Origin of the sequence: Massilia mucilaginosa (assembly GCF_011682145.1) — a bacterium.
GTDB lineage: Bacteria > Pseudomonadota > Gammaproteobacteria > Burkholderiales > Burkholderiaceae_D > Telluria_A > Telluria_A mucilaginosa.
This window is the reverse complement of sequence record NZ_WHJH01000061.1, coordinates 25,684-36,973: the sequence shown is the minus strand read 5'-3', so window position 1 is coordinate 36,973 and position 11,290 is coordinate 25,684. Positions and strand designations below refer to the sequence as shown.

General features: G+C 62.4%; 12 protein-coding genes and 1 pseudogene. 2 read left to right on the top strand and 11 right to left on the bottom strand.

The annotated features are described in order from the left end of the window. Positions 1-154 precede the first annotated feature (154 nt). Complete coding sequence (locus F2P45_RS29505) at positions 155-400, bottom strand: hypothetical protein (protein WP_223164852.1); 246 nt, start codon at positions 398-400, stop codon at positions 155-157. Positions 401-403: 3 nt separating this feature from the next. Here F2P45_RS29505 and F2P45_RS29500 point away from each other — a divergent pair. Beyond that, positions 404-796 (top strand): annotated as a pseudogene (locus F2P45_RS29500) (ATP-binding protein); the annotation flags it as partial. Between the two features lie 534 nt (positions 797-1,330). Here the strand turns inward: F2P45_RS29500 and F2P45_RS29495 are convergent. From F2P45_RS29495 to F2P45_RS29480, 4 genes are all read right to left on the bottom strand, one after another. Next, positions 1,331-1,840: a DUF8051 family protein gene (locus F2P45_RS29495; protein WP_166881785.1), complete on the bottom strand. Its 510-nt coding sequence runs from the start codon at positions 1,838-1,840 to the stop codon at positions 1,331-1,333. A gap of 64 nt (positions 1,841-1,904) precedes the next feature. Beyond that, the gene (locus F2P45_RS29490) at positions 1,905-2,522 is read right to left on the bottom strand and encodes a TetR/AcrR family transcriptional regulator (protein ID WP_166881784.1); all 618 of its coding nucleotides are present in this window, start codon (positions 2,520-2,522) and stop codon (positions 1,905-1,907) included. A 73-nt stretch (positions 2,523-2,595) separates the two neighbouring features. Continuing rightward, positions 2,596-2,784: a hypothetical protein gene (locus F2P45_RS29485; protein WP_166881786.1), complete on the bottom strand. Its 189-nt coding sequence runs from the start codon at positions 2,782-2,784 to the stop codon at positions 2,596-2,598. A gap of 51 nt (positions 2,785-2,835) precedes the next feature. Then, entirely contained in the window at positions 2,836-4,710 is a 1,875-nt protein-coding gene (locus F2P45_RS29480) for an amidohydrolase (protein ID WP_229505377.1), read from the bottom strand. A 299-nt stretch (positions 4,711-5,009) separates the two neighbouring features. On the opposite strand from F2P45_RS29480, the gene F2P45_RS29475 reads away from it, so the two are divergent. After that, on the top strand, positions 5,010-6,113 hold the full coding sequence (locus F2P45_RS29475) for a M35 family metalloendopeptidase (protein WP_166881782.1): 1,104 nt from the start codon (positions 5,010-5,012) through the stop codon (positions 6,111-6,113). A 66-nt stretch (positions 6,114-6,179) separates the two neighbouring features. Here F2P45_RS29475 and F2P45_RS29470 read toward each other — a convergent pair whose 3' ends face one another. From F2P45_RS29470 to flhF, 6 genes are all read right to left on the bottom strand, one after another. Next, positions 6,180-6,680, bottom strand: coding sequence for a hypothetical protein (locus F2P45_RS29470; RefSeq protein WP_166881781.1), 501 nt, complete (start codon positions 6,678-6,680; stop codon positions 6,180-6,182). Positions 6,681-6,815: 135 nt separating this feature from the next. Further along, a complete protein-coding gene (gene motD, locus F2P45_RS29465; RefSeq protein WP_166881780.1) occupies positions 6,816-7,574 on the bottom strand; it encodes a flagellar motor protein MotD in 759 nt (252 codons plus the stop codon). Positions 7,575-7,576: 2 nt separating this feature from the next. Next, the gene (locus tag F2P45_RS29460) at positions 7,577-8,323 is read right to left on the bottom strand and encodes a flagellar motor protein (RefSeq protein WP_166881779.1); all 747 of its coding nucleotides are present in this window, start codon (positions 8,321-8,323) and stop codon (positions 7,577-7,579) included. After that, positions 8,305-9,036 (bottom strand): RNA polymerase sigma factor FliA, encoded by a 732-nt coding sequence (locus F2P45_RS29455; protein WP_166881778.1) that lies wholly within the window; start codon positions 9,034-9,036, stop codon positions 8,305-8,307. Before F2P45_RS29455 ends, F2P45_RS29460 begins: the two co-directional genes overlap by 19 nt. A 15-nt stretch (positions 9,037-9,051) precedes the next feature. Continuing rightward, on the bottom strand, positions 9,052-9,834 hold the full coding sequence (locus F2P45_RS29450) for a MinD/ParA family ATP-binding protein (protein WP_370663328.1): 783 nt from the start codon (positions 9,832-9,834) through the stop codon (positions 9,052-9,054). A 37-nt stretch (positions 9,835-9,871) separates the two neighbouring features. Beyond that, positions 9,872-11,200, bottom strand: coding sequence for a flagellar biosynthesis GTPase FlhF (gene flhF, locus F2P45_RS29445; protein WP_166881776.1), 1,329 nt, complete (start codon positions 11,198-11,200; stop codon positions 9,872-9,874). Between the last annotated feature and the right edge of the window lie 90 nt (positions 11,201-11,290).

Here is an 11,290-nt window from a genome sequence, read left to right as displayed (position 1 = left end):
ACCCACTTTTGAGGTCTGTAGCCGTAGGTAGGTGCGCGACGGCGCACCTACGACCGAGAAATGGGTGGGGAGTGGGACTTTTCTCCACCCGTTTCGGCCGACGAGCTTCTGCCGCGCAGACTCCTAGTACCTCGTCTCAGTGGATTTGAAGGGTTCAGGCAGCCTCCTTTATTGCGTCCTCCTGGCGCGCTTGCTCAAGTGGCTGATAGACCCGCCCGAGTTTAGTGCGCGCCTTCTCTATGGTGAACATCCATTGGATTTGTGCTGCAGCATCGTTGCGGCATTTTTCCCAGACGGCGATTTCCCGCACCAAGGTTTCTTTATCTCCAATGCGGCGCGCCACACCTCGCTTCACCGGCCAAGATAATTGACGCCGACCGGCCAAGATAGTTGACGCCAACCAACGCGCTTCATAACGGCATCGGACCTGCTGCTGACGCTAACGACGGCGCATGCGCAAAACAGTTTGAAAACGGTGATGCATCGGGCCATCAAGACGTACCGGCTGCTCATCATTGATGAAATTGGCTACCTGCCGATGAACAGAGAACAGGCCAACCTGTTCTTCCAGGTGATCGCGGCGCTGTACGAAAAAGGAAGTCTGATCGTGACGAGCAATCTGCCGTTCGGCCAATGGGACGCCACGTTTGCGCAGGACGCGACGTTGACGGCAGCCCTGCTGGACCGGCTGCTGCACCACGCGCACATCGTGCCGATCGCCGGTGAAAGTTACCGGCTCAAGCACCAGCGGCAGGCCGGCACCGTTCAAGGCAAGCGGGCAGAAAAGGCGGCGTGAGGGGGCGGTGCAAAAAGTGAAATTCCAGCGTGTGCTGGTGACTGAGGTGTATCACTTTTAAATCGCTGCGAGCGGCAAAACTGTATCAGTTTTAAATCGCTGTTGACAATCCTGAGACAAGTCGAATAACTCACTCAGACCATCCCTTCAAAATCCCTGAGACGAGGTACAAGTTAGGGGGTTTTGACTCAAATTTGCGCCATGGCCGAAGGCGCATGAGGACTGGCGCGGCGGGGCGAAAAGGGGGAGTGCGATTTGACGCATTTTGACGCACTTTGAGCGTTTTTTTCGTGCTGCTGGTCAATGCTTGCGATTGGGGCTTCTTTTCCTTGACGGGCTGCATTGAAGGCAGGCACGCCATACTTACTCCGCGTTTGCCAGCGACGAGGCAACCTGCGGTCCCTCCTCGCCACGGTTTAGTTTTGCGCTCACGGCATATTGCTTGAAACGAGCAGCATCGAGGGTCGCCGTGCGCTTTTGCTTTGGATCGAGTCAGCGGCGCGCTTCGCCCGCGCTGACCGCGATCTACTGGATTCATCTATGCATTGCATGATAGCTCGCAAAGATGACGATGCCTGCGCCGATGAGAATTGCCACTCCACCGGCAATCAGAAATGTTGGCTTTGCGCCCATCATTGTTATCGGATCATTCCCTGATGAGTGTTCACGTGCCAGTGCGAGGGACGCTCCTATCAGTGCCAGCGAGATGATCATTCCAATAATTTCCCGCCTTTGCAAGAGGCTTGGCATCGGATCAAGCGAAACCGGAAAAATACTCAGGAGATCGAGAGCGTAGACGACGGCAAAGCCTAAACCAGCGATGGCTGTGGCATGCGCAACCCATCGGCTGCCTTTCAGGACAAAATAGACGAGTGCCAAGCTGCCTATGCCCAGCGTCGTAAGGAATATATTGAATAGGATGACCGAAGCCTCCCCAATATTGGCAAAGTTCCTAGTCTCGATTGGTCCACCTGGAACCATAGTTGAAAATAGCAGAACCGAGACCAAGGTCAGCGCAGCGACGAGTTTTCGAGTTGGTGTCATACTTTTTCCTGTCGTTTCGCCCCCGGCACAACCGAAAGGCGCTAGTTGTGTTCAAAGCGTCCGATTAACTTTGCTGTAACCGCAAGGCTGCCGTTATTAGCATGACAAAGCCTGCGAGTTGCGCCTCCGCCGATATGGGGGTGAAAGCGATACGGCTTATGAATCCGTCAACGCAGGCGATGATAGTCGCGGCCGCTTGACGGGTGCTGATCTCATCTGGAACTTCTCCACTAACTTGTGCCTTGCCTATGACGGCGCCAAGAGTGTCGATCATGCGGATTTCCGCGCGCCTGAGGGTCGCTGCGACCGCTTCTTGTCGAAAGGATTCTGCCAAGATTTCTAGCCTCAGAGCATGGGATTGCCGGTCAGGCGGTGTCTCAAAGAGCGCCTTTCCCAAGCTCATAATTCCTCGTTTGAGACTTTTCGCGTCGTTGAGGCTTTCGATGAGCGCAAGATCGCCGGCGAGATTTTCCTCGATCAGAGACATTATCAGATCGTCCTTGGTCGCGAAGTATTGATAGAGATTGGCCCCGCTCACGCCGGCCTCGGCACTGATCTCTGCCGTGCTAGCGGCGTGGAATCCCTTGCGGGCAAAGACGCCTCGCGCTCCATTTATGATTTGCCGCCTTCGCGCGGCACGCCTGTCGGCGTCGACGGGACGTCCTAGTCGCGATGGATTCATTGTGCTCATCCCCTTAATATAACTGATTAGTTCATTATATAACTAGTACCTCGTCTCAGTGGATTTGAAGGGTTCAGGCAGCCTCCTTTATTGCGTCCTCCTGGCGCGCTTGCTCAAGTGGCTGATAGACCCGCCCGAGTTTAGTGCGCGCCTTCTCTATGGTGAACATCCATTGGATTTGTGCTGCAGCGTCGTTGCGGCATTTTTCCCAGACGGCGATTTCCCGCACCAAGGTTTCTTTATCTCCAATGCGGCGCGCCAAGCACTGCTGGCCGGCCGCCGCTCCTGAAGCAGGCAGCACACTGTCGATTTGCTACGGAAAAGTCGGACTTTGGTGCACAACCTTGCCGCCCACAACCGTCTGCAGCACCTTGATGTCGGCGATTTCCTCATCCGGAATCTGGAAGAAATTGCGGTCCAGCACGATCATGTCCGCCAGCTTGCCCACTTCCAGCGAACCGACCTGCCCTTCCTGGCGCAAGGTATACGCGGCATTCATCGTCACCGCCCGCAGCACGGCGGCGCGCGGCATGCCAGGCGCCGCACCGAGTCTGCCCGCGAACTCCGGGCCGGCCGCCGGCGCGTTGGTGCGGGTCACGCCGACCTTGAGCGCGAACCATTGGTCGAGCGCATCGACCGGCCAGTCGCTGCCGAATACCACGCGCGCGCCGGCGTCGAGCAGCAGCGACTGCGGTTCGAGCATCGCGTAGCGCGCCGGTCCCAGGTAATCCTTCAGACCCGCCACCGTGTCCGGCGCCGGTTTGCCCCACTGGAACGACAGCACCGCGCTCGCGTCGAGTGCGGCAAAGCGGCCAAAGTCGGCCGGGTCGACGATTTCGGCATGCGCCAGCGCCGGACGCGCGTCCTTGCCGCCGGGCGCGGCGCGCAGGGCCTCGACGGCGTCGAGCGTTTCACGCACCGCGCCGTCGCCGTCCGCGTGCACGTGGGCATCGATGCCGGCCTTGGCCAGCCCGATCAGGATGGCTTTCAGCGCCTCCGGCTTGAAGTAGGTCGGCGGCCCCTTGCTGTCGCCCGGCACCCAGTGCGGATGCTGCGCCGTGCCGCGGTCGACGAAATACGGCGCGACCATGGTGCCGGTGAAGGCCGGCGCGGCGATCACGCCATCCATGTAGATCTTGGCGTGGCGCACGCGCATGGCCGGGGCGACGCTGTCGCCATCCTGGTGGTAGCGCCTGGCCATCTTCAGCACGGAGGCGACCGCGCGGGCCGGGTCAAGGCCGTCTTCGGTTGCGACCTCGGCCGCGAAATGCGCGCGCGCGCTCAGCTTGCCCTGGCGCTCGATGGCGGCAAAGGCGGTGAAGATTTCCTCGTCGCTGCTGGCGTCCAGAAAACTGGTCACGCCCTGGCGCCCCAGCGCCTGCATGGCGAAGCTGGCGGCTGCCACGTTCTCGGCCGCCGTGGTTTTGGGCAGCACCTTGCTGACCATCTCCATGGCGGCGTCTTCCAGCAGGCCGGTCGGCTCGCCGCTGGCGTCGCGCACGATCTTGCCGGTGGCCGGGTCCGGGGTGGCGCGCCCGATCCCGGCCGCTTGCAGGCCGCGCGTACTGACCAGGTAGGAGTGGCCGAAGGAGGAGCGCACCGCGATCGGCCGCTCGGTCTTGATGGCGTCGAGCGTGGCGCGGGTGGTTTCCACGCCGGCCGGCAGCATGCTTTGCTGGAACCAGTTGACCACTTGCAGCCATTTCTTGCCATGCTTGCCGCCTTTGGCGCCACGGTCCTTGTCGGCGCAGGCCTGGATGCGCGCCTGGAACTGCGGCACGGTCAGCGCTTCGTAGTTCAGGTTGCAATGGAGGAGGCGCTTGCCGCCGGACAGCGGGTGCATGTGGGCGTCGATCAGGCCCGGCATCAGCATGCGCCCTTGCAGGTCGATCAGGCGGGTCTGCCTGCCCTTGAACGCGACCGCGCCGGCGTTGTCGCCCACGTAGACGATGCGTCCGGCGCGCACGGCCAGCGCCTGCTGCACGCTGTCCCGGGCGTCGACAGTGTAGATGTAGCCGTTGCGGTAGATGGTATCGGCCGTGCCCTCGGCAAGGCTCCCGGGGGCGGCCAGGGCCGGCGCGCCGCAGGCGAGCAGCAGCGCCAGCGCGCAGGCACGGCCGGCGGCGTGCGCGCCACCGGCGTCCAATAACATCGAAGCACTGGCGGGCAGCGCGCGGGTCTCGGTCATTCTTCATTCCCTTCAGTCGGATTGCGCTCGGTGGCGTTGGCCACAGAATACACGGCGGCCGGGACGTTTTCCATCGTTGCCGGTAAATCAGGCGACGAGGCGCTCGATAATTTCAGGGGGGAATTGTGCGAAAGCACATTCTTTTTAGCAAGGCAGTGATACGTTCAGAATTCGCCCGACGGACATAATTTCCGATGAATATGACTGTCGTGTGGGGAACGGAAGTGTAACGATGGGTTGTTGAGGCCGTTTCCTTGGCCCGGCATTCAGAACAAGCACATTCACTCACGGAGAACTGTATGAACTGGAATCACTTGGTAAAAGCAAGCGTCGGACTCGTTGCGGCGGCAGCCTGCCTGGCCGCCCAGGCGGGGTCGAACGGAGTCACTGTCAGCCTGAGTCCCGAAAAATCCTCGCTCGGCAAGCAGGATGACGTGGTGCTGCGCGTCACCATCACCAACACCTCGTCCAAGCCGCAATACGTGCTCAAATGGCACACCCCGTTTGCCGGCGTCGAGGATCACCTGTTCGAGGTCACCCGCGACGGCGTGGACGTGCCGTACCAGGGCCGCCATTACAAACGCCCCGCCCCGACCACCAAGGATTACTACCTGCTCAAGCCGGGCGCCTCGCACACCGCCAAGGTCGAGCTGTCGGCGATGTACGACATGAGCGTTACCGGCGACTACGCGATCCGCTACCACGCCGCCTCGTTCAACCTGTTCAACTCGACTGCGGACGAGGACAACAGCCTGACCGCGCGCCAGGGCGAGCGCGAGATCGGCGAAATCGCATCGGCGCCGGTATCGTTGTGGATCGATGGCCGCCTCGAGCGCGGCACGGTGGTGACCGATCCGGCTGAACTGGCGGCCAAGCAGCAGGCTGCGGGTCCGGCCGGCATTTCCTTCGCCAGCTGCAGCTCCTCGCAGCAGACCTCGGTCAACTCGGCCTTGTCGGCGGCCAAGACCATGGCCAACGGCAGCGTTAGCTATCTCAACAGCAACCTGCAGGGCACGCGCTATAAAAAATGGTTCGGCGCGTACACCTCGGGCCGCTACTCGACGGTGAAATCGCACTTCAACAACATCAAGAACGCGCTCGATAGCAAGCCGATCGTGGTCGATTGCAGCTGCAAGGAATCGTACTACGCCTATGTGTACCCGACCCAGCCGTACAAGATCTACGTCTGCAACGCCTTCTGGTCGGCACCAACCTCCGGTACCGATTCCAAGGGCGGCACCCTGATACACGAACTGAGCCACTTCAATGTGGTGGCGGCGACGGATGACTGGGCGTACGGCCAGTCGGCCGCCGCCAGCCTGGCGACCAGCAATCCGACCAAGGCGGTGGACAATGCCGACTCGCACGAGTATTTCAGCGAGAATACGCCTTCGCTGCCTTAATCGGGTAGACAATGAAAAACAGCCAGGCCGCGCGAGTGGCCAGGCTGTTTTTTTGCGCTGCGGGCGTTATTGCTCCGCCGGCTGCGCCACCTGGGTATGCGTGAACACCGTCGAGGCCGGCTTCATCGCCACCGGATTATCCAGCTGCTGCAAGTCGGTCACGTAACTTCCCGTATGACTGAGTCGGTAGCGCTGCTTGCCCGGCTGAAAATCATACGACTGCGTGATGTCGATGGTATTGCGGTGCACGCCGTTCGGCAACACCTTGAAATAGTCGCCGGCCTGCGGCGGCGCGCGCTTGACCACCGGCCCGATGTAATTGACCGGCGCCGCACTGCCAACCATGCTGATGTCGAAATCCGGCCCGAACAGCTGGCGGCCCTGGTATGTGACTTTCCACAGATAAATCGGCTGCTTGCTCCTGTTGCTTACCGTCAAGGTCACCAGCACCTTGCCGCCGCGCGAGGCCACCGACACCTTCTCGCTCACGCCACTCATCGGCTTCTCCTTGGCATAGGCCAGGCCCAGCGCCATGAGCATCAACACGCCCGCCACTGATCGTTTCATCGCCTTGCTCCTTGTCTTTGTCTTGTCCTTGTCGGTCCCGGCCGGCAGCGCGTGCCTGCGGCGGGGCCGGGTCGCCCGCCTGCGCCGTTCCCGGCCATTGTGCACCGTTTCGGCCGCCGAGCCAGCCCGCTTGGATCAACGGGTGGGGATCTCGGTCGTGGTATCGGGCAGCGCCGACAGAATTGTCACCGCCACGCGCCGGTTGCGCGCCTTGCCTTCGGCCGTGGCGTTGGAGGCGACCGGGATGTTGGCGCCATGCCCCACCGCGGTCAGGCGTTCGGGCGCCACGCCGCTGTCGATAAACAGGCGCACCACGCTGCTCGCGCGCACCGCCGACAATTCCCAGTTGGACGGAAACAGCGCGTTGCGGATCGGGGTCGGGTCGGTGTGGCCTTCCACCTGCACCGCGTGCGGATCGTCCTTGAGCAGCACCGCCAGCGCGCGCAGGGCCTGGTCCGATTCGGGCGTGAGGGTGGCGTCGCCCGGATCGAACAGCACGCTGGCATTGATCTCCACGCTCACGCCGCGGCTGTTCTGGGTCACGCGCACTTTGCCTTCGCGCACCAGCGGGGCCAGGGTCGAAGTGAGCTTTTGCGCCAGGTTGGTGAGGCGTTCCTTTTCGCGCCGCATGGCTTCGGCGCGCCGCTTGATCAGCGGGTCGGGCAGCACGATCAGCTGCGGCACATCGCTGCTGGCGACGCTGGCCGTCTTCTGGTCCTTGCCGCCGAAGGCGTCGCCCAGCGAGACCGAAAACACCTTGTACTTGCCTTCGTTGACAACCGAAATGGCATACATGACGACAAAGAAGGCGAACAGCAGGGTGATGAAATCGGCGTACGAAATGAGCCAGCGTTCGTGATTTTCGTGCTCGGCTTCGTACTTTTTGCGGGCCATGGTCAGGGCCGCGAGAGCAGGCAGGCGATCCGTTCTTCGATCACGCGCGAATGGTCGCCGCTGGCGATATCATGAAACACATCGGTGAGGATTTCGTACTGGGTCACCCGTTCGGCGACGATGGTCTTGAGCTTGTTGGCGATCGGGTAGAAGAACATATTGGCCAGCCCCACCCCGTACACGGTCGACACGAAAGCGACCGCGATGCCACTGCCGAGCTTGCCCGGGTCGCTCAGGTTTTCCATCACGTGGATCAGCCCCAGCACCGCGCCCAGGATGCCGATGGTGGGCGAGTAGCCGGCCGCCGCCTCCCAGATCTTGACCGCCTGGCGTTCGCCGAATTCGTAGGCCGTCACTTCCATCTCGAGCAGGCTGCGCACCTTGTCGGGCGCGATGCCGTCGACCACCAGGCGCAGGCCTTTCTGCACGAATTTATCCTTGTTGACCGCCATGTATTTTTCCAGCGACAGCAGGCCGTCGCGGCGCGCGTGCAAGCCCCACACGGCGATTTCGCGTGCCAGGGCGGCGCGCTGGCTCGGCGGCGGCGAAAACACCCAGCGCAGCATGCGCAGGCCGCGCATGAAAGTCGGCGCTTCGCTTTGCAGCAGCACGGCGCCGACGGTGCCGATGACGACGATGGCAAACGCCGCCGGCTGCACCAGCGAGGACAGCTTGCCGCCCTCGAGCGCCTGGCCGACCAAGAGGCCGGCCAGGGCCAGGAAAATCCCCGCTACGCTGGCCCGGTCCACGCCTGCTCCTTCAGGGACGCCCGCAGGCGCGCGACCGCCTGGGTGTGCAATTGCGACACGCGCGATTCCGATACACCCATGACGGCCCCGATTTCTTTCAGGTTCAGTTCTTCTTCGTAGTAGAGGCCCATGAGGATTTTTTCGCGCGGCGGCAAGCCGTCGATGGCGTCGATCACGGCCTGGCGGAAGTCGCCGTCGAGCAGGCTGCGCAGCGGATCGGCATCGTCCACCGCATAGCGGTCGAGGAAGCTGTCGTTGCCTCCCTCGTTGTCGTGGAAATCTTCGTAATACACCAGCTGGTGGCCGCCGCCGTCGGTCAGCATGTCCTGGTAGTCGGCCAAGGAGAGTTTGAGGCTCTTGGCGACTTCGGATTCGGTGGGCGGATGGCCCAGCTTTTGCTGCAGGGTGCTCATCGCCGTTTCGATCTTGCGCATGTTCTGGCGCATCGAGCGCGGCAGCCAGTCGCTGCTGCGCAGTTCGTCGAGCATGGCGCCGCGGATGCGCAGCACGGCATAGGTTTCGAACTGGGCGCCATGGGTTTCTTCATAGCGGCTGATGGCGTCGAGCAGGCCGATCATGCCGGCCTGGACCAGGTCGTCCACCTCCACGCTGGGCGGCAGCTTGGCCTTCATGTGGTGGGCGAGCCGCTTCACCAAGGGCATATGCTCGGTCAGTAAATGGTTCTTGTCCGCTTTCCCTTTGACGGTGTACATAGATCTCAGTATGTTTTAAGAACCAAAATGGGAAGTCCCCCCTGTGTGCCCAAGCTGCGGCATGGCCGACAGGGCAAAGCGCCCCGCCAGCTGGCGAAATGCAACCGAGGCTCCCGCCAGCGGGAACGCGTCGACCACGGCCCGGCCCAAGCGCGCGGCCCGGTGCAGGTATTCGTCCGCCGGGACCGAGCCCATCGACGTGAGCTGTACGGCAAGGTAACGACTTGCCGCAGATGACATATTATCGTATACCACCTTGGCTTCGGCTTCGGATGCGCCCGTGACCAGAATTCCGAACGGACGGCGTCCCAACTGTTGCGAAAGTCGCTTGATGAGGGCGTACGCGGCCGTGATCGAGGTGGCGCTGGTGGAGACCTGGACCACGATTTCGGCGCTCTCCATGATCGGCACCGGAAAGGTGTCGTCGTCGCCGAATTCGCCGTCGACAATCACGATGCCGGTCTGCTTGACCAGCACGTCGAAGGTCTTGGCCAGGCGCCGCGCCTCGTCCGGGCCGCCGCGCGCGCGCGCCATGCTGACCACGCCGAAGCCCTGCGGCACCTGGTGGATGATCTGGTTCAGCGCGCACTGCTGGCGCGCCACCTGCAGCAGGCTGGCGCGGTCGGCCACGCCGAGGCGCTGGGCCACGCCGTATTCGCGGTCGCAGGCGTCGACGATCAGCACGTCGTTGCCGGCCCGGGCCAGCGAGGCGCCCAGGTTGACCAGCATGGCGCCCTTGTCGTCTTCGGGGGTGGCGGAAAGAAAGGTGACGATGCGTGGCTTGGGGCCGGCCAGCATCCGGCGCAGGCCTTCGGCCTGGTCGAAATCGAAGTGATTAGCCAAGGGACACCTCGCGCAGGCTGCGGTCGTTGCGGGCGGTGCTGGTGTTGGCCATCAGCAGCGGCAGTTCGGCATCCAAAAACTGGGTGGCGGCGGCATCGCGCTTGAGGCGGAAGGCGCGGTCGACCAGCATATTGCGGTCGGCCAGGTGCAGGTCTTCCGGCACGCGCTGGCCGTTCGAGACATAGAACAGGTTCAATTTCTGGCGGATCACGACGTCGAGTACATTGCCGATCGACGCCGCTTCGTCGAGCTTGGTCATGATGCAGCCGGCCAGGCCGCTGCCCTGGTAGGCGCGCACCACTTCGTTGAGGGTTTCGTTGGTCGAGGTCGAATTCAGGCACAGCAGGCGCTTGACGTCGGCGCCGGTCTCGGACAGCATCGCCACCTGCTCGGCCACGTTCTGGTCGCGCTGGGACACGCCGACGGTGTCGATCAGCACGGTGTGCTTGTTGCGCAGTTCTTTCAGGGCGATGCGCAGGTCCGATTCATCCTTGACCGAGTGCACCATCACGCCGAGGATCTTGCCGTAGATGCGCAGTTGTTCGTGGCCGCCGATACGATAGGCGTCGGTGGTGATCAGCGCCAGTTTTTCCGGGCCGTGGCGCATCACGCAGCGCGCGGCCAGCTTGGCGGTGCTGGTGGTCTTGCCGACGCCGGTCGGGCCGACCAGGGCGAACACGCCGCCCTTTTCCAGGATTTCATCTTCGTTCGAGATGGTGGTGAGGTTGCGCGCGAGGACCGTCTTGATCCAGCGCAGGCTCTCGGCGGCGTCTTTGCCGGCCGGGAGTTTTTCGATCAGGTAGCGCGCCAGGCTGGCCGAGAAACCGGCGGCCAGCATGTCGCGCAGCACGCCGGCTTTTTGCGGTTCGCGCTGCTGGGTGGTGCCCCAGGCGATTTCGGCCAGTTGGCTTTCCATCAAGCCACGCATGGCGCGGATTTCATTCATCATGCCCGACATTTCGGCGGCCGCGCTGTCCTTGGCCTGCGCCATGACTTGCATCATCATCGACGACATTTGCGAGGCCATCATCGACATGTCGAACGATTCGGGCTGGACCGCGTAGGCCGGGGCCGGGGTCGGGGCGACGCGGCGGTTGGCGTAGGTTTCCGGCGGGATCGACAGGGATGGGCGCGGCTGGGCCATCTCGGACTCGGGGGCGGGCGAGGAGATCGAGGCGACGTCATCGCTGGCGAGGGCGAGGATTTCGACCACGCCATCGACCGGACGGTTGGACAGGATGACGGCGTCCGGCCCGAGCGCTTCGCGTACTTTACGCAGTGCGTCGCGTGATGTTGCAGCCGTAAATTTTTTGACATTCATCGCCAACTCCTGGGGGTTCCTGCTGGGTGCTCACATGAGCACTGACAGGAACCATTATTGACGATGCAGGATGGAAATGATCTGGGGAGG